Here is a 24,649-nt window from a genome sequence, read left to right as displayed (position 1 = left end):
TTTTTCGTCCATTTTGCTGAACCCCGCATTAAAGATCGCTTGGTTCAAGCGGGTTGATAGCAAGTTCTGGATAAAGACCCTTTAATATTCCTTCCGGATAGGGCTGGAGGATATTGAAAGAAATATCCTGAGTCTTCTGTGCATGGCCTTTTGTTTCTTCGGTGCCGTTGTAAAAAGCTCCGTTCTCCTCAAGAATATGGGCTATGCGGTGCCTGAATGCATCCACGAACTTGGCTCCTAAGCCTTCAAACTTCATATCTCCGAGCTGGAACTGTCCTTTGATAGAAGAAAATTCTTCAAGTGACAGCGAGTGCAGCTCAAGATCCTCCTGCTTTGTTATATAACCCCATACAATGCAGTTTTCAGGAATATCCAACGGCTCCTGAGCATCAATTATTGTATGCGGCATAACTATTGAGTTGGACCCTATTTTTATGCGGGCATCTTCCTTACCGTTTACGAAAGAGTTGAAGCCTACAAATATATTTTTGCCAAGGTTGCTGTATATAACTTTTCCGCCGTGAGCTGTTACGTCGTAACCTTCATAGGTGGAGTTTATTATATAGCAGTTTTCCTGAGCATTTGATCCGGGTCCGAGTTTAGAATTGTCTATGTATGATCTTTGAGCCACCAGCACGTTTTTATCAACACTGCACACACCTTTTATGACCGCATAGGGGCTTACGGCAGCGCCTTCGGCTTCTATTGTGTTTTCAGTCTGAACCGCCGAGTATATTGGAACAAAGTCTTCCTTTTTATCTTCAAAAAAGTCTATCAGCTTACCAACCGGACGATGATTTTCCATACGGATATAATCGGGGAGAATCTCTTCAGGGAAGTGATATTTGAATTCAAAGAGACCGGGGGATTTAACCCAGACTCGACCGGGTTTTATCCTCTTATGTGAAAGCTCTCCGGCCTGAACATAAGAAAAAGCTCCTACAGCACAGTCATGGCATACGGACAGATCAAGCGAAGCAAAAGGTTCGAGGAAACATCCCTCAAGAGATGTTCCGTGAATATTTGCGTAATTAAGGGATACTGTGTTCGCTATTTTAAATGTTTCCAGATTTTCCGGGTCGTGCGACTTGTTATGAACAAGCGTTTTCATCAGATAACTGTCTCTGATGCTGATAATTTCGTCATCACGCAACTTGATATCCTTTCCATTGCAGTTGACGATGCTTCCTTTTCTTTTAAGTTCATCTCCTCTTATATCGCTTTTATATAAAATGGAGTGATCAACTTCACATTTACCTAAAAAGTATGTTCCTCCGACACTTGAATGTCTGAAATGGAATTTTAAAGGGTGTGTTGTAGTAATTGAATAGAACGCATAATAAAGTGAAAAACTGTCTCTGGGTATCAAACCTCTAACAAAAGGTCCGACATCAACAAGCGGTTCACGAAGATTTATATTAACTCTGTTAACAATATGTTCGATAAGTTTATTCAGCTGTTCCATGATAGTCTCTTACATTGGTTATCCGATAAGTAATCAACGTTACGCGGATGGTTAAAATAAAATATATAGAGCCCGTGTTTTATGGTTGCGGTCTCCCATTCTATTAAATATTTCATATACTGTTATCGTAATTATTGCAAGGTAATGGGCATTCCCATTACTGGCCAAATAACCAGAATGGCTAGTCCTACTACCAACATCAGCATTATACTGGCAGGAATACCGTACAAGAAAAATTCTCCGGTAGTGAACTGCCCTGAATCATAGGCTATTGCATTCGGTGCGGCTCCAACCAGCAGGAGGAAAGGCATACCGGCTACAACAAGTGCTGCAAATAGAATTACTTCCGGGGCAACGCCGAGATAAGGCGCAATTACCAGCGCTACCGGGAGTGATATTGCAATTGCCGCAACGTTCATGATGAAGTTTGTCATTATCATCACGAAAAAGGCTATGGACATAACAAATATAAACCAGTGCGCGTCCTTGAACATGGCCAGCCAGTTTACAGCCAGCCACTTGGCTGCACCTGTTTCCCAAAGGCAGAAGCCGATGGACATTGCACCTGCAAAGAGCAGGATGATGTTCCACGGAATATCTTCCAGATCATTTATATCCAGTATTTTGAAAATAAAAAATGAAATTGATGATAAAAGGATAATGGCTGTCTTATCCAAAGCCTGAAGTGCCGGAACAAATGATCTCAGGCTCATAATAAGAATGACTCCGCCCACGAGAACCGCAGCGAGAATCTCATTTCTTGTCAGAGGTCCCATCTGGTCGTTCAGTTCACGGGCTTTTTCACGGAGTCCGGGGATGGTATCCTTTTCAGGCTTCATAAAGATCATGAAGAATCCCCAGAGCAGGAATACGATCAGCCAGCCAACCGGTGCCATGTACCATGTCAGCTCGAAAAAGGTTATGTCCTTGTGGACAATTTCCTTAAAGAATCCAAGAGCTACAGCACCTCTTGCAGCTCCAAGCAGGGTTATGATTGATCCTGCTCCGGCAACAAAAGCCATGCCCATAAAAAGACCCTTTCCGAACTTGGTCGGCTTATCTCCCTCTCCATAAAGTGAATAAATAGCTAAAAGCAGCGGGTATACAGTTGCTGCAACAGCAGTGTGAGCCATGATATGGGTAAGCAGGGCTGTTACAACAAATACGCCGAGATAAATACGGCTTGTCTTTTCGCCCACGATTATGAGCATTTTGTATGCAAGTCGTTTCGTCAGTCCTGTCTTGGTAAAAACAAGTCCGATCATAATTGAAGCGAAGATAAAAAGTACCGATGGGTCCATGAAGTCTTTAAAGGCAACCTTTGCCGGGCGAATAAAAAACAGGACCTGAAGAACTCCGATGGCGAGCGAAGTTATTCCGATCGGTACGACCTCAAAAACCCACCATGTTCCGGCCAGCAGAAAAACAGCCAGCGCGCCTTTTGCTTCCTTGGTGAGAACAAAATGCTTTCCGAGAGGATCAACCGCGTCAGGCAGAGGCGGACAAAAATAAAGTACAGCAAAAAACAACACCCCCAGAAGCATGAAGAAAAGTCGCTTCATGTCAAATCCGGGACGGATAACAGTTGCGGCGTTCATGTGAGCTACTCCTTGGAATATTATTTAATTTCGCAGGATAGAATACCCTGCCTGACTTTTTCGTATACGTCCCCCAGACGAAGCACCCCGACTACAGTTTTTTCCCGGTTTGTAACCAGTATGGGCTGATGGACACCCATAATGTAGCGGTGCAGGGCTGAATCAAGCGTAGCTTCATCATTTACGAGGTCTGCTTCATTCAGTCTGTGCATTATCTTTGAAATTTGAGCCGAAGCCGCTTTATGGCAGAGATTGCCAAGTGATTCCGACCACAGGTTGAAGTCCTTGAAAACCTTCTGAACAAAAGATGATTCAAGGACATGGCTGGCAACAGGTGTAATTATTTTTTTGTACTGCGGTTCCATGAAATTGATAATATCGATCATGGTAACCTTGCCGATGATTTTCCCGGTATTCTCTTCAACAAGAAGATCATGGTGGGTTCGGCTTCCTCCGTTTTGCTCCAGTTTTTTCTGCAGCAATTGCATTGCTTCATACAGAGTTTCATTTTCCCTGATCCGTATGTACTCGGAAACAGGGATCATAACATCTTTCACAGTGATATTGTTCACGCTTTTCCCCCTGAAATTGTTATGACAGCATACATCTCTCCACGATTCTAGCTTACTTCCCGTGACCGTCCGGGCTTTGCAGCCGCGGCGAGAAGTTTTTTGTTCAAGATCGCTATATCCACCGGCACGGCGATTTCATCATATGCGCCGAGCTTCATGGCTTCTATCGAAAGTGGAACATTGTCCTTTCTTGTTATCAGAATGAACTTGATTCCCGAGTCCCTTCTCAGAACATTCTGCATGAATTCAAGAGATTGCCTCCCAAACCCTGAAATATCGAGCACAACATATTTAAGACCGAGTTGTGTGATTATTTCCTCTGACTCAATGAGATCTCCGGACCCGTAAACCTCCAGACCGGATTCATTGAGTCTTTGTACCAGAAGTTCCCGGAACTTATTATTTTTTTCAGCGATCAGTACCTTCATGTGGCAGATATCATGTTGTCTTCAGCTGCTCCGTTAATTCGGAGACTGTTATAATCTGTAAGAGCATTCTATATGCCATTTAAATTGATAGTATAATATTTCAGTTTGTTGAAGGGGGAATTCAAAAAAAATAGTGTCGATTTTGTTTCTTAATGAAACAAAATGAAATAGTGAAAAAAATAACTTTTAAAACAATATGAAACAATATGAAACGTAGGGCTTATGAAGGGAATGATATTAATGCCTTAAGCTGAGAAAGGATGGTGGTAAAGATTGGTCCCTGAAGAAAGTCTGCCCCGGCGAAGCTCGTGAACAATTCTATCCACTGGCCCGGTCACATCATCATATACGGTTATACCTTTCCAGACCAGATACTGATAATATTCTTCACCTATGCCTCCGCAGATTACAACATCCGCGTTTCCTGATGTTGCCAGCGCGCAGAGGTCCTCGGATGAAGCCTGCGGGAGCACGATAACACTTTCTGAAACTTTACCTGTTTTGTCATATTCCACGGTCATTACGTCCGTAGCCAGATCGAATCTTGGGGCGACTTCATTGTTATATAGCGGTATGAGTACTTTTCTGGACATTCTAATCCTCAATAAGATGCTTTTTAATCTTGCGCCAGAGGGTGCTTCTGCTCCAGCCGAGCATTTCTGCGGCATCGCCCTTGTGTCCACCGCATTTTATCAGTGCTTCCATTATCATATTGCGTTCAGTGTCGTTCCATGTCCCGGAATAATGTTTTCCGGCAGGAGGTGTTTCAGGAGAAAAGTCAACGTGCTCACCTGCTGATGACATTATTGCAGGTTCAACAAGATATGGGGGCAGATGTTCAGGATTGATAGTATCACCGTCACAGAAATTAACGGCATATTCTACAATGTTCCTGAGCTCCCGGACATTGCCGGGGTAAGGATATTCAGCCAGTATTCTACTGGCCTGTTTTGAAAATTTAGTAATTTTTTTATTGAATCGGGAACAATATTCTTTAAGGAAATGTTCCTTTAACAGAATTCGGTCTTCGCCGCGTTCTCTAAGCGGCGGCAGGTGCATTCTGACCACATTGAGGCGGAAGAGCAGATCGGAACGGAAAGTACCGTTTTTAACCATGGCTCTGAGGTCTCGATGCGTGGCAACGATAATACGCACGTCAGCGTTGAATCCCTTGGAACCACCAACAGGATAGATGACCCGGTCATCAAGAAATGAAAGCAGTTTTACCTGAAGTGAAAGCGGAAGATCGCCGATTTCGGTCAGGAACAGGGTTCCGTTATTAGCCAGCCTGATCCTTCCGGGACGGTTTTCGTCTGCCCCGGTGAAAGCTCCTTTAACATGACCGAACAGTTCAGATTCCAGCAGAGTCTCAGGAAGCGCTCCACTGTTTATCTTGATAAATGGCGATCCTGCGCGCTCCGATGCATTATGTATTGCCTCGGCCAGCATATCTTTACCGGTTCCAGTCTCGCCGGTGATGAGTACGGAAGAGTCGGTTCTGGCAATGCTGGGAATCATATTGAAAACTTTGTCCATGCTGGTACTTGCGCCTACCAGCCCGCTGAAAGAGTAGGCCTTGCTGGCTATTCCGGTAAGCTCGGAGACCTGACGCATGTCCTGAATTGTTTCAATATATCCTGCAAATTCATCATCTTTTGTAAAAATAGGGGCAAGGGTCAACCGGATGGGTATTTTAGCTCTGGAGCGGTCAATAATATCCGCTTCACGGGAAATGGGAGTGAAAGATTTTTCCCTGTTCATGACCGGGCAATCTTTAAGACAGAAATCAGAGCGCAGCCCGTGAATACATTTGACTCCAAGCATGGAGTGCATATCCGCCCCGGTGAGGGTCTGCCACGCCCTGTTTACGGTTTTCAGCATACCGTCCGCATCAATTACCGCTATCCCGACCGGAATTTCATCCAGCAGGCTCGGCAGATTGACCTGTCTTTCCAGCAGGTCGGAGATTTTAGTTATTCTTTTATCTTTCACAGCTGACTGATAACACGGGTTTTAACAGCACTCAATGAGGTGCTGGGGACCTAAGCCTAAAAGGTTTTAACGGTCCTGTTTCAAAGCTGACTCCGGGCTTCAACAATAATCTAATAAACCGGGTTTTGAAACAAAACGGAGGCCTGAAATGTTTAATAGATATTTTGCCCAGCTGTTGAATGTTGTTGCCGGAAATGAAAAAGCCATAGTGGAGCAGCTCCTGATAATTTTTGCAGCCGTTGCTGCCTACGGCATTGTTGAAATAGCCGGAAATGTAATCTTATAAAAATATCCGGTATCTTTTTTGAATATTTCAACCGGTCTTGCAACCACGCCCGGCCTGATTTACTGTCTGCGCTGATTGCAGAAGTTTTAGTTGAATTATTCAAACTCCAACAACAGATACCGGTATATGAAAACATATATTTTTATTCCACCTGTTAAGAGTACTGCCGGCGGAATTACAGTCCTGTGCCGTATAGGTTCCATTTTAAAATCGCAGGGGCGTGATGTCGCTCTTGTTCTGCGTGACGCGGCCTCATGGATGCCGGAGAGTGTTGAGCAGATGCCGGGTATTGTGCTGTGGGAAAGTCTTGAACTGGAAAAAGATGATATCTGGCTTGTTCCCGAAGGCTGGGTAAACAGTCTTGCTCCGGGACTTAAAGCCGAAGCCCGTTGCATTTCATACTGTCAGAACTGGGCTTATTTTTTCTCATCCCTGCCTGAAGGAGTGCATTGGAACAGTCTTCCGGTTTCATTTATAGCTGTATCCGAACCGGTCAACTGGTTCATGGAGCAGACTATAGGGAAAACATCTCCAATTTTAAGGCCGGGAATTGACACTTCCAATTTTTACCCTGCTGAAAAAAAGTCCACCGATATTATCAGGATCGCCTACATGCCACGTAAGAATAAGGCTCTCGTCAAGCAGATAAAATCTATTTTTGCGGCAAGAAATCCTGATTTACAGGTTCAGTGGGTTGAAATCAGCGGTATGACTTCTGTTCAGGTGGCTGAGAGCTTCAGGTCATGCCATATTTTTCTGGTAAGCGGTTTCCCGGAGGGATGCCCTCTGCCGCCTCTTGAAGCTTTAAGCTGTGGCTGTATTCCGGTTGGCTTCTCCGGTTTCGGTGGCTGGGATTATATGCGCCAGCTTGATGGCGCATCGTTCAGACCATGGTGGCCGGTGCGTGAAGTAGAGTGGGGAGGTAACGGCTACTGGTCTGCTGATGCTGATGTGCTTGATGCTGCCCTCAATCTGGAAAAAGCTGTGAAACTGTGGCTTGAGGGCGGTCCGACTCTTGACAGGGCCCTGAATGCGGGGCAACAAACCATCCGCAGCTACACTCTTGAGGCTCAGGCAAAAAGTGTGGATGCCCTCTGGACTGAGTATGAGTCCGGAAAATAGAAAGCAGCCTGATTATATATTTTAACAAAATGCCATTGCTACTGATGGTTATGTCATATCTCCATGTCTAAAAAGAAAAGAGCACTTCCCCAGACGGTCGGTCTTAATTGTCCCGGTGTAGAAACCCATGCCCATCTCGATATTGAAAGCTTTCCTGATGAACTTGATGAAGTTATTCAAAGGGCGCGAGAATGTTCCATAGCAAAAATAGGTAATGTTTTCCTTGGAATAAGCGGTTATGAAGAAAACAAACATCTTTTTGAAAACTACCCGGAAGTATTTTTTATATTAGGTGTGCATCCTAACGAAGCTGAAAGTTTTACAGACCGTGAACTTGAGGCCATCGGGGAAGCCTGCCGCAGTGATTCCCGTATCAAGGCCATAGGAGAGATCGGACTTGATTTCTATTGGAGTGAAGTCTCTCAGACCGCGCAATATCATGCTTTTCGCGCTCAGCTGAGCCTTGCAAAAGAGCTTGGTCTGCCTGTGGTTATTCACAGCCGGGATGCCAATGAGCAATCCATAAGGACTCTTGAGGAAGAAGGCTTTTCAGGTCTTCCGCTGTTATGGCATTGTTTCGGGGCTGATACTGAAACCGCAAAACGTATTATTGATAACGGCTGGTATATTTCAATCCCCGGAACGATCACCTACAGGAAAAATGAACTTCCTCAGGAAGCCGTGAAAACCATACCTCTGGATCGTCTTGTACTTGAAACTGACAGCCCTTTTCTTGCTCCTGAACCTTGGCGTGGAAAACGCAATGAACCTGCTTATGTAGCATTTACAGCACGCAAAGTGGCCGAGCTGCGGGGAATGGATGTAAACGAGCTCTGGGCTGCCTGTGGTGAAAATGCCAATAGATTTTTCAAACTGTAAAAGTATTTCCGCACTCTTACAGGCTGAGTAATCAGCTTGGGAGATAGAAGAATACTAAGATAGTTGTTTCCCGTCCCCATATCTTTAAAAAAGATATGGGGACGCTTGTTTTCAAGGTTAGAGATTAAATCTTTCCAGAGCGTAGTCGCCCAGCTTTTTGCAATATCCGGCAATAAAGTGATCGGTGAAGGTCGCTTTACCCCTTGTCTTAATCCAGTGTGGAAGAATTACCTGAAGTGCAGCTTTGAAAATTGTAGGACTTTTATAAATTTGAACTTTAGAGCCAGCAGCTCCTGCGGAAAGCAGGGTCATATTTCCATAGTGGGTATATCCTGAAAAATATTTGCGGAAAAATTCAGAGATAACTTTTGTTCCATTTATGGGTATTAACCTGATTATTATAAGAAGAAGCGTCAGCCCTGACCCGAATGGTACTCGGGCAACACCATCGGCAGCATTCACAACGCGGTAGACAGGCGTTTTAATGCATTTGAAAAAATCATCATCAGCTACTCTGGGACAGCCGAAGGTATATGTGGCTCCCAGACTGTCGTTGCAAAGATATCTGGTTGCGACCATAGCCAGCGCACCTCCTAATGAATGTCCGGTGATATATACCGGAGTGGTGCCTGCCTTTTTGAGATCTTCACTTAGTAGTCTGTCAATTTTTTCATAGGCCGCTTTGAATCCTCTGTGGATTCTTCCTCCACCTTTCGCCGGAACAAGATCTGCTTTGAGATCTGATTTAATATCCTTAATGGAATTAATTTGCGTTCCGCGGAAAACAATAACAAACATTCCGTCAAATCCCGCTTCTTTATTCTGCGGAAATTCAACGATCATAGCCTCGGTTCCTTCTTCCGAGTATGATTTGATGAGCTTTATTTTTTTGCTGGCTAAAACTTTGCTGACATCGCTTTCTGCTGATTCGCCTTTAATAGTTGCTAAAACTTTTGAAGCTGTAAATTTAAGGTCTGATTTCTCCACACCTTCCAGAATTTGCTTCGAAAGCCTGTCCAAAAATTCTTCAAGTTCTTTTTCCGATGGTAAATGCTCATAAACAAGTCGTGATAACTCCGCCATGATCCATGCTGTTCTGTCGGAATAAGCGGCCCGCTTAATCGGCGGGGATTTCATTAATTCCTCATGTTTAAAATAGTCATCCATGATCCTGACCCCCCTGTTTATAATTAATAGCTGCGTGTGTATTAGTCAGGATATAATTATATGATTTTTTTTATTGTATGGGAATATGATTCTCTGCAAGAACAGTGGGAGCAGATTAATTAAAGTTTTCTATATTGTATTCCAAAATTTTATTGATATTAGTGTATAATTATAAAATGTTATGGTAATATGATTGTATATTGTGATAAGCCCTTTTAATTAAAGCCGGACTTGTTTTTGACTGTTTAAGAGTCCCGCAGGCAGTGCATATTTTGTTATTTGCGATTAATTTAAGTTTTTAATTTATTATTTTCTTAAGTAGTTTTACTGTCACTTTTTTAATCCAACTATTCATCTAAAAAATTGAATTTAGAGATTTCCTGAATATTTTTCAGCGTAAGGATTCAAAACAGTCATCAGATTGAAAACTTTGCTGAAGATGGGAAAGTTTTCTCAACTTTCTGGATTAGAATGACTTTTTATAAAATTTAATTGTCCGGGCCAGTACTGCAAACGTTTTGTCCGGCGGCAATAAATATTTGGAGAAAAATTGAAAATTCTGCTTACCTTTGATTACGAGCTGTTCTTCGGTTCAGATACCGGAACTGTTCAGCATTGTATGATTGAACCTACCAGACGACTGCTTGAGATATTCAGACGCCACAATTGCAAGGTGACTTTTTTTGTTGATGCCGGGTGTGTCCTCAATCTGTCACGGGTTGCCGAGCATGATGAACAGGCGCGTGAAGATTATGATCAGATAGTTTTACAGCTTAATGAGATTGCAAAAGAGGGCCACGATATTCAGCTCCATGTGCATCCGCAGTGGGAAGATGCTGTTTATGAAAATGGAAAATGGAATATTCCGTCTGAAAGGTTCAGGCTCCATGATTTCAGCTCTTCGGAAAGAGTCGAGATATGCAATCGTTATGCAGAGGCCCTAAGACCGTTTGCCCAAAATACTATCAACGTATTTCGTGCAGGAGGCTGGTGCCTGCAACCCTTTGATGAAATAAAGGAATCGTTGGAGTCAACAGGTATAAAAGTTGACAGTTCTGTTTTCAGCGGGGGATACAACAGCAGCTCTAAGCTCTACTATGATTATCGGCGGGCTCCTCAAAAAAGTTGTTACAGGTTCAGCTCGGACCCTTTGCATGAGGAAAGCGACGGTCAATTTCTGGAGATGCCTATTTCTGATATTCTGGTTTCTCCATTTTTTTACTGGAATTATGCCTACCGCAAATATAGAGGAAGAGACGAGCATCAGACTTTTGGCGACGGCAGCACTGTTCAAAGCAGTTTTAAGCATTTGGCAAGGCTGTTGACCAGATGCAGTCACAGTGTGGTTTCCTGTGACGGTTTTAAAAGTAAACTTTTACAGAAAGCTTTAAAAAGACAGCAGTGGAAGTTCGGAACCGTGGGCAATTTTGTTGTCATAGGGCATCCCAAGGCCGCAACTGAATTTTCCCTTAAGCATCTGGAAAAATTTATAGCATTAAACAGGGATCATGAATTTATTCCTTTCAGCGAGCACCCGGCGGTAAAAGATGATTGATGGTGACGGCGTAATAGAGTTTATGGGCATAAAAATGCATGCCTGGACCATGAGTAAAACTGTAGCTGAGATCAGAACAAGAATAAGCTACGGACTGTTTACCCAGCATGTTGTTGTCAATGTCGCTAAAATAGTGAATATGGGCCGGGACAGTAAACTGCTGAACTCTGTTGAGTCATGCGATATTATAAATATTGACGGTATGGGCGTTGTCTGGGGGGCATCATTTCTTGGCTGCAATATCCCCGAAAGGGTTGCCGGGGTGGACCTTTTTCATAATCTGCTAGAGATGGCAGGAGCTGAAAAATATCCTGTTTACCTGCTCGGGGCGAAGCAGGACGTGCTCGAAAAAGCTGTTGAAAATATAGAAAAAAAATTTCCGCAACTTGAAATTGCCGGATATCATCACGGCTATTTCTGGGATGATGAGCAGAAGGTTGTTGAAGATATTTCCCGGAGCGGTGCAAGGCTGCTTTTTGTAGCTATCAGTTCTCCTAAAAAGGAAAATTTTATTTCCCACTGGCGTGAAAAGCTTGGAGTTGATTTTGTCATGGGAGTGGGCGGAACATTTGATGTTGTCGCCGGTAAATCAAAGCGGGCACCAGTTTTTATGCAGAAAGCCGGTCTGGAATGGTTTTACCGTCTGCTGCAGGAACCGCGCAGAATGTGGAAACGCTATCTTTTTACCAACAGTGTCTTTGCCGTGAAGCTTTTAAGATTCAAATTTTTAGGATTTTGAGCCATTTTTAGGGACTTATGAGCTGATCTAAATCCCCAGAGCTTTGTACACTGCTTTCATATCGGTATTTTCACGCACTATGTCCGCAAGGCGGTCCAGTGAATCTTCAATACCATACGAAATCTGTATTTTACCCAGTTTTTCAAAGCCCTTTGCAGTACGCAAAGTATCGATGAACCATCGCCTGAAACCGTCAGCGTCAAACAGTCCGTGGAGATATGTACCCCAGACAAGGCCTGATTTTAAGCCGAACCCGAGTGCTTTTGAAATGCCGATCGGTCCTTCTGAGCCTTTAGGGGTAAGAACCGCTCTTATCGTTGGTAGCAGCGGTTCAGTTACACCGTGGTGTATTTCATAGCCGTATACATCAAAGCCGCTGCGCGGATGGCTTGCCGTGGTTCTGGTCAAAGTTTTTTCAGGGGCCAGAGTAGTTTTTATGGGTAGCAGACCCATTCCTTCGTAGATTTCTGAACTACCGCCCTCGGACTCAATTCCATCCGGGTCAGCAATATGCTGCCCTAAAATTTGAAAACCACCGCAAATACCTACTATTGTTGATTTACCCAGAAGTTCTTTGACTGCTTTTTCCATGCCTGTGCGGCGAAGATGCAGCAGATCGGAAACAGTACTTTTGCTACCGGGTATTATAACTGCGTCAGGCCGTCCAAGGTCATCAGGATTGTCCACTACTCTGAGATTTACATCCGGCTCGCATTTCAGGGCATCAAGGTCAGTGAAATTTGAAATTCGCGGTAGATCAATGCAGACGATATCCACGCAGTCGCGTCTTGTGGAATTACTGCTAGATTTGTGAATGTCCTCTTTAAAGGAAACTGAATCTTCGTCTGGAAGCCCCAGATTGTTAATATATGGAATTACTCCCAGCACTGGTTTTCCGGTCTCCTGCAGGGTAAAATCAAGGGCCGGTGTAAGAAGTGACTGATCTCCACGGAATTTATTGAGCAGAAAACCGCAGACGGTATCCCGTTCGTCTGTTTCCAGAAGGGCCATGGTTCCGGCAATGGAAGCAAAGACACCACCACGGTCGATATCTCCGGCCAGCAGAACCTGTGCCTGAGCGTAGCGGGCCATAGCCATATTAACAATGTCGTGCTGTTTCAGGTTAATTTCCGCAGGGCTTCCGGCTCCTTCTATAACCATAATATCATATTCAGAACTAATTGAATCATAAGCTTTTTTTACAGCTTCAAAGGCTTTAGGCTTATATTCAACATACTTTCCAACCTTCATATTGCCCACAGGTTTTCCCATTACTATAACCTGTGACCCCAGATCACTGCCCGGTTTCAGGAGCACCGGATTCATGCGTACATCCGGTTTCAGACGGCACGCCAGAGCCTGAGTGACCTGTGCTCGTCCCATTTCACAACCGTTTTCAGTTACAAATGAATTAAGGGACATGTTCTGGGCTTTAAATGGAGCTACCTTGAATCCGTCCTGAAGCAGGATGCGGCACATGGCGGCTGTAAGGATACTTTTACCTGCATTGGAGCAGGTTCCCTGAAGCATCAGAGCGGGTTTTTTCGCTTTGTGGATTGTCTTTTTCTGTAATCCCGAAAATTGTCTAAGCTCATCAACGAGAAGTCTGTTTTCAGCATCTGTCCGCACTGCAATGCGGAAGTAGCTGTCATCCAGTCCATCAAAATTATCGCATTGCCTTACGGCTATTTTATTTGAGATCAGATGGTTTATTATCGCGGAGGCATTCATACCGACCCGTTGAACCTGACATAAGAGGAAATTTGCTTCCCCCGGAAAAACTCTAAGACCGGGAATTTCGGACAAACCAGCAACAAGTTCATTTCTGAGGCGGGTTGTCTCTTTTTGCGTAAGTTCAGAATAATCCGAATCTTTTAAACAGCGTGTGCCGACCCTCTGGGCCATAAGATTAACAGACCAGCAGGGCATTATTTCACGCATTTTCTGAATTATTTCAGGTGATGAAAATGCCAGCCCGAGGCGCAGTCCCGGTATGGCGTAAAATTTTGTCAGCGAAACAATAGTAATTACATTTTTAGGGCGTTTTTTTACAGTGCGGTCCAGATCTTCAACGAAAGCTGCGAATGACTCATCGATTATAAACCTGCTCTCGCTATAGCGGTTGGCAAGTTCACGTAACTTCCCTGTATCGAAAGTTGTTCCGGTGGGATTATTCGGCTGGGCCAGAAAAACAAGAGCAGGTGATTTTTCCAGAATAGCAGCAATAGCCTCAAAATCAGGTTGAAACCCGTTCTCCATGCCAAGCTGTATCTTTTCAATTTTTAATCCGGCAAGGGTACAGGCCCGCTCATAGTCAACGTAGCAGGGAACAGGTATCACAGCCTTTTTAAAACCGCCGAGCCGGGCTGCAATACATAACAGTTCTGAAGCTCCGTTTCCGGCAATGCATTCATTCGGCCATACTGAAAATTTTTCGCAGGCTGCCAGAGTAAGTTCCGAACATTCAGGATCAGGGTAACATTCTATCTCATCAATGGAGTGCAGTATTTCCTGCCTGAGCCATGACGGAGGGCCTATAGGATTTATATTGGCTGAAAAATCAGTAATTTCACATCCCGGGCAGCCGGCTTTGTCTGCCAGTTTTTTAATATTTCCGCCGTGATTGAACTTCTGGTCTGGAGCAGTAGGATCTGTTTTTAACGCAGGCATCTGTTTCCTCCGGGAAATGAAAATTTTTCAGTATTAATCTGTATAGGCATATCCCGTAACGGTATCAAATAAAAGATCCTTCAGTGAAATAGACTGATCCTGTTTCAGCCGGAACAAACGGCGCAGTTTCTGCCACGTTTTTTGGCTTCGTAAAGTCTTCTGTCCGAGAGATCAATAAGGTCGGCAGCGATAGGCATATCGCATTCTGCCAGACTTGCTGCTCCTGCGCTGACACTGATATTTATCATGTCGTTAGGGAGTTCTATGAGGGTTTTGCAGCATTGTGTACAGATTCTTTCCGCAACGGTTTCCGCGGCTTTGATGTCTGAAGAAGGCATGAGCACTGCGAATTCTTCTCCGCCGTACCGGCAGACGACATCAACGCCTCTTCTTGAATTTTCAAGTATGATTTCAGCTATCTGTTTTAGGGCCATATCCCCGGAGCTGTGTCCGTAGCGGTCGTTGATATTTTTAAAGTGATCAACGTCAAGCATCACCAGTGACAGCTCACCGCCACGGCGTCTGATTCTGGTGACTTCGTCATCCATGCGTATTGAAAGGTATCTTCTGGTATAAAGGTCCGTCAGAGGATCGGATATTGCCAGTCTGAAAAGTTTGGTATTTTCGATTGCAATGGCTGCAACTGTGGAAAGTATCCCAATCTGGAAAAGCTCGCAGTTGCTCCACGGTCTTTCCACTTCACGTTTGAGTGTTATGAAGCCTTTGACCATATCGCGCGAGCCTACAAGAGGAACACAGAGACAGGTTGAGTTTTCACACGGAGAATTTTTGCCTGAGGGGATGGGAAATTCAGACATGGGGCAGCCGTTTATTATAACCGGTTTCTGAGTGCTGGCAGCAGTTACCAGTGCGCCTTCAAATGGAACTTCCTCGTCAAGAAACATGCGTTCATAATCAATGCTGGCGCCTACAAGCGTAAGTTTTTCATCGCGTTCTTTGTTGATAATAGCGGCGTCTCTGCATGAGCCGATATCACAAAAAGCTTCAAGAGCACGGTCAATCACCGAGTGGTAATCAAGCTCCATTGCCAGCAGGCGAGTCGCGAAACTTACCGTAAGGAGTGTCGCGTCGAAATCAAACTGGTCAAGATTGCATTTGTTATCCATCAACTGGCATCCTGATTTAAGTGATTATTTAATTGGCTATTATCTAACTAACCCGACTACGCAGGAAAAACAACAGCCCCGCAGTAGATTTATAATCAAACTGCGGGGCCTGATAGCATTTTTAGGGAATTACACTCCGAGTCTGGCAGCAATTTCCTTGGCTGCTTTGCGGCCTGCACCCATTGCGGAGATGACTGTGGCTGAACCACTGACGATATCTCCACCGGCAAAGACGTTCTTAATAGAAGTTTCACCAGTTTCGGGATCGGCTTTGATGTAACCCCACTTGGTGAGATCAAGATCGGGTGTTGCTTCAAGCAGAATCGGATTAGCTCCGGTTCCAACAGCAAGGATGACCATATCCACATCAAGCTCGGAAGTTTCACCTTTGACAGGGACCGGTCTGCAGCGACCTGAATCATCTGGTTCGCCAAGTTCCATAACCTGAAGAGTCATGGATTTTACGCGTCCGTTTTCATCCCCGTTAATACTCATGGGAGATGTGAGAAGCTGGAACTTAACTCCTTCCTCTTCCGCATGATGCAGTTCTTCAGCTCTGGCTGGCATTTCGCCCATTGTGCGGCGATAGGTGATGTAAACATTTTCCGCACCGAGACGAAGGGCCGTTCTGGCTGCATCCATTGCTACGTTACCGCCGCCGATGACCGCTACATTGCGGGGGTGCGGAGCGGGAGTATCATAATTCGGGAAGTCGTAAGCGCGTCCGAGATTTATGCGGGTCAGGTATTCATTTGCGGAATATACCCCGACAAGATTCTCACCCGGAATATTCAGGAACCATGGCAGGCCTGCGCCTACTCCGATAAAAATTGCATCGTATCCATCGTCTATGAGGTCCTGAATAGTGATAGTACGTCCGCCTACCCAGTTGGGCATGAATTTAACACCCTTGGTCCAGAGTGCGCTTATTTCTTTGGCGACGATTTCTTTGGGCAGTCTGAATTCCGGTATTCCATAGACAAGAACCCCGCCGAATTCATGGAGTGCTTCAAAGATAGTAACCGGAACACCTCTGGCGGCAAGATATCCTGCAACAGTCAGACTGGATGGTCCTGATCCGATACAGGCAACTTTAAGATGGTCGTTTGGAAGACTGCAGGCCACATCACCGGTCAGCATTTCACAGGCTGAATCAGCTGTAAAAGTGTCGGCAACAAAGCGTTCAAGCCTTCCTATAGCAATAGGTTCACCTTTTTTACCAAGAATACAGGAACCTTCACACTGAACCTCCTGCGGGCAGACACGTCCGCAGACAGCAGGAAGGGCGTTTGTATTTTTGATAACCTTGTAAGCTTCGGGAATGTCACCCTCAGCTAAATGGCCGATAAAAGATTTAATATCGATTTCAACCGGGCAACCGCTCTGGCAGAGTGGTTTTTTACACTGTAGACAGCGTCCGGCTTCTTCGAGAGCCATTTCATAGGTGTAGCCAAGTGTTACTTCATTGAAGTTGTGACTGCGTTCTTCGGCCGGCTGTTCCGGCATGGGTACTCTGGGCGACTTGGGATTTTTTTTGTTATCAGCCATGGTCTTTCCTGAATAACTCAAGCGAGGTTCTTTCCTGATCCTTGTACTGGGACAGACGCATTTTCAGTTCGTTGAAGTCGACTTTGTGACCGTCGAATTCAGGGCCGTCAACACAGGCAAAGCGGGTTTCGCCGCCAACGCTGCATCTGCAGGCACCGCACATGCCGATTCCGTCAACCATAATGGAGTTCAGGCTGACAGTTGTTTTAACGCCGAAAGGTCTGGTTACATTGGCCACAGCTTCCATCATCGGAACAGGACCGATTGCAACAACTTCGGAAACATCTTTGTCTTTTTCAAGACGTTCTTTTAAAATATCGGTTACAAATCCTTTGTGTCCGTGGGTTCCATCGTCTGTAGCTATAAGAAGTTCAGGACAGAAACATCCAAGTTCGTCACAGAACAGGAGCAGATCTTTGCTTCTTGCACCTACAATTGCGACAACGTGGTTTCCTGCCTGATGGTGTCCTTTTGCAATGTGGTGCATGGCGGCAATTCCGGTTCCGCCGCCGACACAGATTACAGTGCCTGATTTCTCAATATGTGTCGGTTTGCCAAGAGGACCGCAGACATCAGGAATGCAGTCACCTTCTTTCAGGGTCTCAAGCATTGCCGAGCTTTTACCGACAACCAGATAAACAATGGTTATGGTTCCTTTTTCAGGATCGGTATCCGCGATGGTCAGTGGGATACGCTCACCTTTGTCGTGCACTCTTAAAATAACGAAGTTCCCTGGTTTGGCCTTACGGGCAATCTGTGGTGCGTCAATTACCAGCATGCTTGTCTGGCCGGGGATAAGTGACTTCTTTACAACTATTTTATTTTCCATGTTCTCCTACCCGTCTGATTTGGAGGGCAAAGTTAAAGCGTTGGAAACTATATTGCAAGACCCTTTTTAAAACGACAGAACTTGCTAAATTTTTATTTGCAAACTAATAAGAATAAAAAGTCAGTGTTTATAAACTTAGAGCTTCCACGGATGGAAGCCGGACCCAACCACGAAATAATCATGGATGAGGGCGTGTAAGGCCCACGGTGAAGCAGTTTTCCGCTTTTAAACGGAGACCGTGGTCTTTATTTCGTGGCCGGAAAAAATCCGGAGGAGCAAATGAGAATTGCCCCGAAAGCTCTTGAGCAATACAACTCCGCAGCCAGAGAACAGACTGCGCTAAAAAGATCCGAGGCCCTTAATCTTCAGGCCCGTGTTAAAACCAGTGAAGTAGGTTTTAAAGCCGGATCCTTTGGAGTCAGTTTCACTTCCCGCAAGGTTGAATTCGAGCAGGATGAAGCTGGAAAAAGTTCTGAATTTCTACGTTCTAAATCGTACAGCCATACTCAGGACGAAGAACTTGATATAATAAGCCTTCGGCATGAAATGAATTCAGGCTCACACACAGAGGACCGCAATTCCGATCTCATGGGGGTGGACATCCCCCGCTATCTGCGTACTCGCGCTGTTTCGGCATACCGGTCCCTTGCCTCTGTCAGTGAATATATTCCCGGCAGAGCTCTAGGGAAGGTTTGAATATTTCTGTACTAAGGGATCAAATTGTCAGGAGACCTGCCTTTGACAGGCCGTATAGTTCTCATTATGCACGTTGCGGTGATTATACCTATTTTGATGCACGAATCAATTGTTTAAGAGATAATAGCTCTGTTTGCTATATAAATCAAATATTTCAGTATATTGATAATTTGTATAATCCTGCCCGGAATAATCCGATTTTAAGATTACATGGCAGATTGGTTTATTGGGGAAGACTGCCTGCTACCTGCCCGAATGAAGCTATTGTTCAAAGTTGATGTTTATAATATGAAAACAGTTTGAATAAGATGATGGAGCTTCAGGGAGGGGGATTTCCTGTCTTCATTTTCCTTAAAGTGTTAGCATTAGACAGTTGGAGACAAATACCGTAAAAAGTCTTCGCTCAATTTCAGCGGTATCTGATTTCAAGGTACGGCAAACATTTCGAAAAAGGAGCCGCCGGGGCATAATTAAAAACCTCTGGCGACTGTTTTTATATGGACAAACTTAAAAGAATAAGAAATTTCAGCATAATTGCTCATATTGACCACGGCAAGTCCACTCTGGCTGACCGCATACTCGAACTGACCGGACTAGTTTCGGAAAGGGAGAAAAAAGCTCAGTATCTCGACAGAATGGACCTTGAACGCGAGAGGGGTATTACTATCAAGTCCCAGACTGTGCGCATCCCGTACAAAGCCTCGGACGGAGAAGAGTATATTCTCAATCTTATTGATACCCCCGGACATGTGGACTTCAGTTATGAAGTCTCCAGAAGCCTTGCTGCCAGCGAGGGGGCTTTTCTTGTTGTCGACGCAACACAGGGAGTTGAGGCGCAGACTCTGGCAAATGTCTTTCTGGCTCTGGATAACGATCTGGAAATTGTTCCGGTTCTCAATAAGATAGATCTGCCGAGTGCGGACCCTGATAAAATTTCACAGGAAATTGAGGAAGTCATCGGACTTGACTGCTCAGACCCTATTTGCATCAGTGCCAAAACAGGCGAGAATGTAGACCGGGTTCTTGAGTCTATAGTCAAAGATCTTCCCGCTCCTGAAGGGGACGCGCAAAAGCCGCTTAAAGCTCTGATTTTTGATTCATGGTATGATTCATATCAGGGTGTTGTCGTTCTTTTCCGAGTGCTCGACGGTGAGCTGAGAAAAGGTGACAGGATTCAGATTTATTCTTCCAAAAGGACTTTTGATGTCACCCGCATAGGTGTTTATTCACCTGAAGCTCAGGATATCGATGTACTGGGACCGGGTGAAGTTGGCTTTTTATGCGCCAGCATGAAGGAGCTGAATGATGCTCCGGTGGGCGATACAATTACTCTGGCATCCAATCCGACTAAAGAGCGTTTTCCCGGTTTTCAGGTCGTAAAGCCTATGGTTTTCTGTGGACTTTATCCTGTTGAGCCTGCCGAGTATGAACCCCTTAAGGTGGCTCTTGAAAAACTGCAGTTGAATGATACCGCTTTTTCATACGAGCCGGAAACCTCTTCTGCTCTCGGTTTCGGATTTCGCTGTGGTTTTCTTGGTCTGCTTCACATGGAGATTATTCAGGAAAGGCTGGAACGTGAATTTCAGGCCAAGCTTATCGCCACAGCTCCTTCGGTTATTTATAAAGCCACTCTCAAAACCGGAACAGTTGTGGAAATCGATAACCCCAGCAAACTTCCTGCCGCTGGTGACCTTGAAACTCTTGCGGAACCGTATTGCCGTCTTGAAATACATGTTCCAAATGAATTTGTGGGCAGTGTGCTGGCCCTGTGTGAAGAAAAGCGCGGTATCCAGAAGGATATGCGGTACCTGACTTCAACAAGGGTTATCATAACTTACGAAGTTCCTTTTGCTGAAATTATGTATGACTTCTTCGATAAGCTGAAATCCCAGACCAAGGGATACGCTTCACTCGATTATGAAGTCATCGACTATCGCGAATCAAATCTCGTAAAACTTGATATATTGATTAACGGTGATCCTGTGGACGCTTTTTCGGTTATTGTTCACCGTGAAAACGCTTATCACTATGGTAGATCCATCGCTTTGAAACTCAAAAGAGCTATTCCGCGCCAGATGTTTGAAGTAGTTATTCAGGCTGCTATCGGCAACAAAGTCATTGCCAAGGAACGTGTGGCTCCGTTTCGTAAGAATGTTACTGCGAAATGTTATGGCGGAGATATTACCCGTAAGCGCAAACTTCTTGAAAAACAGAAAGAAGGAAAGAAGCGTATGAAAAAAATGGGTAATGTTGAAATTCCGCAGGAAGCTTTTCTTGTGGTTCTCAAGGCTGGAGACGATTAACGATAATCTCCGGGTAACCCCGGTGTAATAAGGACATATTCATGAATCCCAGATGGCAGAGCACATTCAAAGAATACCTGGAAGCACTCATAATTGCGCTTGTTCTGGCGTTTTTCATCAGGACTTTTATTGTTCAGGCTTTTAAAATTCCGTCCGGCTCAATGCTCCAGACTCTTCAGATAGGCGACCATCTGCTGGTCAAGAAGTATGAGTACGGGGTAAAAATTCCGTTTACCGATCACGTTCTGATCCCGATACATGATCCCAAATACAAGGACATTATCGTGTTTAAGTATCCGGGAGACCCGAGTATCGATTATATCAAACGTGTCATTGGTGTACCGGGAGATACTGTTGAAATTCGCGACAAAAAAGTTTTTGTAAACGGCAAAGAGCTTGATGAACCCTATGTGCAGTATACTGATGCCGGGCATATCTCACCCATAAGAGATAATATGCCGCCCCGCAGAATCCCTGAAGGCGAGTATTTTGTCATGGGTGACAACCGTGACGGCTCCAACGATTCCAGATTCTGGGGCAATGTTCCCCGTGAAAATATTCTCGGAAAGGCCTGGGTGATCTACTGGTCATGGGAAGGTCCTCAGAATATCCGCTGGAACAGAATCGGACAATTTACCCGTTAGAGTATAATTTCGATACGTTATAAAATGTATTTTAAAAGGCTGAACACCTCTGGGTGCTCAGCCTTTTTTGTTTCGCTTAGATTTCATCGATATTTTTTTGCTGATACTCCCATGCTCAATTTTGAGTGTGTAATTTATATCTTATCCCGCTAAACCGGGTTGCAAGCTGTCTTGATTAATTCTATCACTTTGCAAATGTTAATAAATTAAATCAGGAAGTTTTCCATGATAGCCAGAGTATTATGTGCCGCTTTAATGGGCATTGACGCTTTCAAAGTCGATCTTGAAGTTGATCTCGCCAGACAGGGCATGCCTGCTTTCACAATGGTGGGGCTGGCGGAAGGTGCGGTTAAAGAATCCAAAGAACGCGTCTTTTCAGCTCTTAAAAACAGCGGTTACCGTCTGCCTCCTTCAAGGATAACAGTAAATCTGGCTCCGGCAGACATGCGCAAAGCCGGGTCAGCCTATGATCTGCCGCTTGCAGTGGCTCTGCTGGGTGCTGCCGGAGTGATAGACCCGGAAATCCTAAGTGGCTGGTTTTTTGCCGGAGAACTTTCACTAAATGGTGAAATAAAGCCTGTTAACGGAATGCTGCCGGTAGCAATTGAAGCAAGACGGAACAAGGCTAAAGGACTGGTTGTCGCTCCTGAAAATGCTGATGAAGCCGCTGTGGTGGAAGGGCTGGACGTTTATTCTATCAGGGATTTAACCTCAGTAATTTCATTTTTAACTGCGGAAACGGAAATAAAACCACATTTGGTGGATACGCAGAAATTATGGAATGGTCGTCAGAATTTCGGTCTTGATTTCCGTGAAGTCAAAGGTCAGGAGCATGCAAAAAGGGCTATAGAAATAAGTGCGGCCGGCAACCATAACATTCTGTTCATAGGGCCTCCCGGCAGTGGAAAGACCATGCTGGCTCAAAGAATCCCCACCGTGCTGCCGCCTCTTGATTTTGAGGAGGCTTTGGAAGTTACAAAAATTTACAGCGTGGCCGGACTTCTTGATCGTGATAAATCCCTTATGGTTTACAGACCATTTAGAGCACCACACCATACCATAAGCAATGCCGGTTTAATCGGAGGCGGCTCATATCCTCGTCCGGGCGAAGTTTCGCTGGGGCATAGGGGAGTTCTTTTTCTGGATGAGTTGCCCGAGTTTAAAAAAAATGTGCTTGAAGTTCTGCGCCAGCCGCTGGAGTCGGGCAGCGTAACCATATCCCGTGCGGCGATGTCACTTTCATATCCGGCTGACTTTATGCTCGTGGCCGCTATGAATCCGTGTCCGTGCGGATATCTGACTGATGACCGCCATCCCTGCACTTGTTCTCCTGCTGCTGTTCAGCGTTATTCCTCACGCCTTTCAGGTCCGCTTTTGGATCGTATCGATCTTCAGGTTGAAGTTCCTGCTGTTGATTACAGTGATCTCAAGGGCGGGCATGGAGCTGACTCCGCCGGGATGCGCAGCAATATTGAAAGAGCCAGAAAGGTTCAGGCTGAAAGATATAGCGGAATGGAGATACATACCAACAGTGAGCTTTCAGGGTCATCACTGGAAAAATATTGCAGCCTGACTGAAGCTGAACATGGTTTTCTTGAAAAAGCTGTTCAAAATCTGGGTCTTTCCGCGCGTGCATACACGAGAATTCTTCGCATTGCCCGCACTATAGCCGACCTGTCAGGGGATGCTGACATCAAGACTTTCCATCTAGCGGAAGCAATAAACTACCGCAGTATGGACAGGCAGAATAACTGAATTAATGTAGATGAATCACCGTGTCATATTTGAAATAAAAATGCTGAAATAAGAGGGACATCCTCATATTTCAGCATTTTTATTGCGCTTATATCACATCAATAGTTAAACGGATTGAATTATTTTTGAGCTGTTTTCTGCAGGAACCAAACCATGTTTTCACCAAGGTTGACCATGTTCTGCATTGCTTCGTTATCATTTTCAACTTCACCGGGATTCAGGCCGTATCCTATGTTCCAGTATGTTGATCCTGCTGTAAACATTTGTGAAATTCCGAAAAGACGGTTGATGCTGTCATAAACCTGAGTTCCGCCTCCGCGTCTCACTGCAACAACAGCTGCACCAACTTTGCGCTTGAGCAATGCTCCATTGGCAAGCGTTACATAGCCGGCACGGTCTATGAGAGCTTTGATTTCTGTGGAAACATTGGCAAAATATGTTGGTGAACCAAGAATAATGCCATCTGCTTCAACCATTTTTTCAATACATTCGTTAACGAAATCATTATCAATGGAACACTTGCCGTCTTTGTTTTCAAAACATTTCTGACAGGCCATGCATCCGTGGACTTTTTTACCGCCGATATGCACGAGTTCTGTTTCTATGCCTGCTGCTTCAATTGTTTCCAGAACTTTTTTTAAGAGATGTTCAGTATTTCCACCTTTTCTGGGACTGCCATTAAATGCGACAACTTTCATTTTTTTCTCCTTAATATCTTTATTTGAATTTGTTCACTTCCTGTATTAATAGCTTATACAGATTTTTTAGCAAGTACATACCAATTAGTATGGTAGTTTCTAAAAAGAAACTAAGGAGAAAATATGAGCTGTAAAGTTAAAGTGCTGGGCGAAAAAAAATACAGATGTTTTTTTGAATTGACTCTGCAGGTAATAGGCGGGAAGTGGAAACCCATAATTATTTATCATCTTGGCAATGAGGGGACTTTACGCTTCGGGGAACTAACCAGAAGCATTGGCGGGATAACCCAGAAAATGCTCACCCAGCAGCTGCGTGAGTTGGAGAAAGATGGTCTTGTGAACAGGAAGGTTTATAATCAGGTTCCACCAAAGGTGGAGTATTCTCTTACCGATCTGGGTAAAAGCCTGATGCCTATTCTCGATCAGCTCAGAGACTGGGGTATAGGTTACGAAGATGCTATCATTGGAGATTCGTTTGAAACTGAGGGATATGAATCCCGTGAAATCAGGGTCAAAGCTGAAGACCAGCCTCTTTCATAGCCAATCCTGCAAAGTCTGGTTTTGAGCGTGGATTGC

General features: G+C 44.7%; 22 protein-coding genes. 10 read left to right on the top strand and 12 right to left on the bottom strand.

Annotated elements, in window-relative coordinates; translation table 11 throughout:
* Positions 1 to 28: 28 nt before the first annotated feature.
* From G496_RS0101810 to G496_RS0101785, 6 genes are all read right to left on the bottom strand, one after another.
* Positions 29 to 1,465 (bottom strand): transferase, encoded by a 1,437-nt coding sequence (locus G496_RS0101810; RefSeq protein ID WP_027177768.1) that lies wholly within the window; start codon positions 1,463 to 1,465, stop codon positions 29 to 31.
* 131 nt (positions 1,466 to 1,596) lie between these two features.
* Positions 1,597 to 3,063 (bottom strand): SLC13 family permease, encoded by a 1,467-nt coding sequence (locus G496_RS0101805; protein WP_027177767.1) that lies wholly within the window; start codon positions 3,061 to 3,063, stop codon positions 1,597 to 1,599.
* 20 nt (positions 3,064 to 3,083) lie between these two features.
* The gene (locus tag G496_RS0101800; RefSeq protein ID WP_027177766.1) at positions 3,084 to 3,635 is read right to left on the bottom strand and encodes a CBS domain-containing protein; all 552 of its coding nucleotides are present in this window, start codon (positions 3,633 to 3,635) and stop codon (positions 3,084 to 3,086) included.
* 47 nt (positions 3,636 to 3,682) lie between these two features.
* Complete coding sequence (locus G496_RS18505) at positions 3,683 to 4,063, bottom strand: response regulator (protein ID WP_051294762.1); 381 nt, start codon at positions 4,061 to 4,063, stop codon at positions 3,683 to 3,685.
* Between the two features lie 245 nt (positions 4,064 to 4,308).
* On the bottom strand, positions 4,309 to 4,656 hold the full coding sequence (locus G496_RS0101790; RefSeq protein ID WP_027177765.1) for a NifB/NifX family molybdenum-iron cluster-binding protein: 348 nt from the start codon (positions 4,654 to 4,656) through the stop codon (positions 4,309 to 4,311).
* A 1-nt stretch (position 4,657) separates the two neighbouring features.
* The gene (locus G496_RS0101785) at positions 4,658 to 6,055 is read right to left on the bottom strand and encodes a sigma-54 interaction domain-containing protein (protein WP_027177764.1); all 1,398 of its coding nucleotides are present in this window, start codon (positions 6,053 to 6,055) and stop codon (positions 4,658 to 4,660) included.
* A gap of 148 nt (positions 6,056 to 6,203) precedes the next feature.
* Between G496_RS0101785 and G496_RS21035 the strand changes: the two genes are divergently transcribed.
* The 3 genes from G496_RS21035 (at position 6,204) to G496_RS0101770 (ending at position 8,342) form a co-directional block, all read left to right on the top strand.
* On the top strand, positions 6,204 to 6,341 hold the full coding sequence (locus G496_RS21035) for a hypothetical protein (RefSeq protein ID WP_156900570.1): 138 nt from the start codon (positions 6,204 to 6,206) through the stop codon (positions 6,339 to 6,341).
* Positions 6,342 to 6,467: 126 nt separating this feature from the next.
* On the top strand, positions 6,468 to 7,463 hold the full coding sequence (locus G496_RS0101775; protein ID WP_027177763.1) for a glycosyltransferase family protein: 996 nt from the start codon (positions 6,468 to 6,470) through the stop codon (positions 7,461 to 7,463).
* A gap of 63 nt (positions 7,464 to 7,526) precedes the next feature.
* Positions 7,527 to 8,342, top strand: coding sequence for a TatD family hydrolase (locus G496_RS0101770; protein WP_027177762.1), 816 nt, complete (start codon positions 7,527 to 7,529; stop codon positions 8,340 to 8,342).
* Between the two features lie 117 nt (positions 8,343 to 8,459).
* Here G496_RS0101770 and G496_RS0101765 read toward each other — a convergent pair whose 3' ends face one another.
* Positions 8,460 to 9,509: a lipase family protein gene (locus tag G496_RS0101765; protein ID WP_027177761.1), complete on the bottom strand. Its 1,050-nt coding sequence runs from the start codon at positions 9,507 to 9,509 to the stop codon at positions 8,460 to 8,462.
* A gap of 550 nt (positions 9,510 to 10,059) precedes the next feature.
* Here G496_RS0101765 and G496_RS18500 point away from each other — a divergent pair.
* Together G496_RS18500 and G496_RS0101755 are read left to right on the top strand one after the other, a co-directional pair.
* Positions 10,060 to 11,064, top strand: a complete 1,005-nt coding sequence (locus tag G496_RS18500) for a polysaccharide deacetylase family protein (RefSeq protein ID WP_051294761.1) — start codon at positions 10,060 to 10,062, stop codon at positions 11,062 to 11,064.
* The gene (locus tag G496_RS0101755) at positions 11,057 to 11,803 is read left to right on the top strand and encodes a WecB/TagA/CpsF family glycosyltransferase (protein WP_027177760.1); all 747 of its coding nucleotides are present in this window, start codon (positions 11,057 to 11,059) and stop codon (positions 11,801 to 11,803) included. The genes G496_RS18500 and G496_RS0101755 overlap by 8 nt, the downstream gene beginning before the upstream one ends.
* Before the next feature lie 27 nt (positions 11,804 to 11,830).
* On the opposite strand, the gene G496_RS0101750 is transcribed toward G496_RS0101755, so the two are convergent.
* The 4 genes from G496_RS0101750 to G496_RS0101735 all read right to left on the bottom strand — a co-directional run bounded on the left by G496_RS0101750 (position 11,831) and on the right by G496_RS0101735 (position 17,977).
* On the bottom strand, positions 11,831 to 14,473 hold the full coding sequence (locus G496_RS0101750) for a cobyric acid synthase (protein WP_027177759.1): 2,643 nt from the start codon (positions 14,471 to 14,473) through the stop codon (positions 11,831 to 11,833).
* A 104-nt stretch (positions 14,474 to 14,577) separates the two neighbouring features.
* Entirely contained in the window at positions 14,578 to 15,600 is a 1,023-nt protein-coding gene (locus G496_RS0101745) for a sensor domain-containing diguanylate cyclase (RefSeq protein ID WP_034632027.1), read from the bottom strand.
* Between the two features lie 129 nt (positions 15,601 to 15,729).
* Complete coding sequence (gene gltA, locus G496_RS0101740; RefSeq protein WP_027177757.1) at positions 15,730 to 17,148, bottom strand: NADPH-dependent glutamate synthase; 1,419 nt, start codon at positions 17,146 to 17,148, stop codon at positions 15,730 to 15,732.
* Positions 17,141 to 17,977 (bottom strand): sulfide/dihydroorotate dehydrogenase-like FAD/NAD-binding protein, encoded by an 837-nt coding sequence (locus G496_RS0101735; protein ID WP_027177756.1) that lies wholly within the window; start codon positions 17,975 to 17,977, stop codon positions 17,141 to 17,143. Before G496_RS0101735 ends, gltA begins: the two co-directional genes overlap by 8 nt.
* 279 nt (positions 17,978 to 18,256) lie before the next feature.
* Between G496_RS0101735 and G496_RS0101730 the strand changes: the two genes are divergently transcribed.
* The 4 genes from G496_RS0101730 to G496_RS0101715 all read left to right on the top strand — a co-directional run bounded on the left by G496_RS0101730 (position 18,257) and on the right by G496_RS0101715 (position 23,375).
* A complete protein-coding gene (locus G496_RS0101730; protein ID WP_027177755.1) occupies positions 18,257 to 18,673 on the top strand; it encodes a hypothetical protein in 417 nt (138 codons plus the stop codon).
* 497 nt (positions 18,674 to 19,170) lie between these two features.
* Positions 19,171 to 20,976, top strand: coding sequence for a translation elongation factor 4 (gene lepA, locus G496_RS0101725; protein ID WP_027177754.1), 1,806 nt, complete (start codon positions 19,171 to 19,173; stop codon positions 20,974 to 20,976).
* Between the two features lie 41 nt (positions 20,977 to 21,017).
* A complete protein-coding gene (gene lepB, locus G496_RS0101720) occupies positions 21,018 to 21,620 on the top strand; it encodes a signal peptidase I (protein WP_027177753.1) in 603 nt (200 codons plus the stop codon).
* A gap of 225 nt (positions 21,621 to 21,845) precedes the next feature.
* Positions 21,846 to 23,375 carry a YifB family Mg chelatase-like AAA ATPase gene (locus G496_RS0101715; RefSeq protein WP_027177752.1) on the top strand — a complete coding sequence of 510 codons (1,530 nt, stop codon included), beginning with the start codon at positions 21,846 to 21,848 and terminating at the stop codon, positions 23,373 to 23,375.
* Positions 23,376 to 23,494: 119 nt separating this feature from the next.
* Here the strand turns inward: G496_RS0101715 and G496_RS0101710 are convergent, their stop codons facing one another.
* Entirely contained in the window at positions 23,495 to 24,073 is a 579-nt protein-coding gene (locus G496_RS0101710) for a flavodoxin family protein (RefSeq protein WP_027177751.1), read from the bottom strand.
* A 123-nt stretch (positions 24,074 to 24,196) separates the two neighbouring features.
* Between G496_RS0101710 and G496_RS18495 the strand changes: the two genes are divergently transcribed.
* Positions 24,197 to 24,613, top strand: a complete 417-nt coding sequence (locus G496_RS18495) for a winged helix-turn-helix transcriptional regulator (protein ID WP_051294760.1) — start codon at positions 24,197 to 24,199, stop codon at positions 24,611 to 24,613.
* Positions 24,614 to 24,649 lie beyond the last annotated feature (36 nt).

It is taken from the genome of Maridesulfovibrio bastinii DSM 16055, assembly GCF_000429985.1.
In the GTDB taxonomy this organism is placed as follows: Bacteria; Desulfobacterota; Desulfovibrionia; order Desulfovibrionales; family Desulfovibrionaceae; genus Maridesulfovibrio; species Maridesulfovibrio bastinii.
The sequence above is the reverse complement of the archived record's forward strand: the minus strand, read 5'-3'. Positions and strand labels throughout refer to the sequence as shown.

Coding starts and splice junctions, on each gene's coding strand:
- G496_RS0101775 (WP_027177763.1), top strand. CDS start 6,468: ATGAAAACATATATTTTTATTCCACCTGTTAAGAGTACTGCCGGCGGA.
- gltA (WP_027177757.1), bottom strand. CDS start 17,148: ATGGCTGATAACAAAAAAAATCCCAAGTCGCCCAGAGTACCCATGCCG.
- G496_RS0101765 (WP_027177761.1), bottom strand. CDS start 9,509: ATGGATGACTATTTTAAACATGAGGAATTAATGAAATCCCCGCCGATT.
- G496_RS0101735 (WP_027177756.1), bottom strand. CDS start 17,977: ATGGAAAATAAAATAGTTGTAAAGAAGTCACTTATCCCCGGCCAGACA.
- G496_RS18495 (WP_051294760.1), top strand. CDS start 24,197: ATGAGCTGTAAAGTTAAAGTGCTGGGCGAAAAAAAATACAGATGTTTT.
- G496_RS18505 (WP_051294762.1), bottom strand. CDS start 4,063: ATGAAGGTACTGATCGCTGAAAAAAATAATAAGTTCCGGGAACTTCTG.
- G496_RS21035 (WP_156900570.1), top strand. CDS start 6,204: ATGTTTAATAGATATTTTGCCCAGCTGTTGAATGTTGTTGCCGGAAAT.
- G496_RS0101755 (WP_027177760.1), top strand. CDS start 11,057: ATGATTGATGGTGACGGCGTAATAGAGTTTATGGGCATAAAAATGCAT.
- G496_RS0101730 (WP_027177755.1), top strand. CDS start 18,257: ATGAGAATTGCCCCGAAAGCTCTTGAGCAATACAACTCCGCAGCCAGA.
- G496_RS0101745 (WP_034632027.1), bottom strand. CDS start 15,600: ATGGATAACAAATGCAATCTTGACCAGTTTGATTTCGACGCGACACTC.
- G496_RS0101750 (WP_027177759.1), bottom strand. CDS start 14,473: ATGCCTGCGTTAAAAACAGATCCTACTGCTCCAGACCAGAAGTTCAAT.
- G496_RS0101805 (WP_027177767.1), bottom strand. CDS start 3,063: ATGAACGCCGCAACTGTTATCCGTCCCGGATTTGACATGAAGCGACTT.
- G496_RS0101710 (WP_027177751.1), bottom strand. CDS start 24,073: ATGAAAGTTGTCGCATTTAATGGCAGTCCCAGAAAAGGTGGAAATACT.
- G496_RS0101790 (WP_027177765.1), bottom strand. CDS start 4,656: ATGTCCAGAAAAGTACTCATACCGCTATATAACAATGAAGTCGCCCCA.
- lepA (WP_027177754.1), top strand. CDS start 19,171: ATGGACAAACTTAAAAGAATAAGAAATTTCAGCATAATTGCTCATATT.
- lepB (WP_027177753.1), top strand. CDS start 21,018: ATGAATCCCAGATGGCAGAGCACATTCAAAGAATACCTGGAAGCACTC.
- G496_RS0101810 (WP_027177768.1), bottom strand. CDS start 1,465: ATGGAACAGCTGAATAAACTTATCGAACATATTGTTAACAGAGTTAAT.
- G496_RS0101770 (WP_027177762.1), top strand. CDS start 7,527: ATGTCTAAAAAGAAAAGAGCACTTCCCCAGACGGTCGGTCTTAATTGT.
- G496_RS0101715 (WP_027177752.1), top strand. CDS start 21,846: ATGATAGCCAGAGTATTATGTGCCGCTTTAATGGGCATTGACGCTTTC.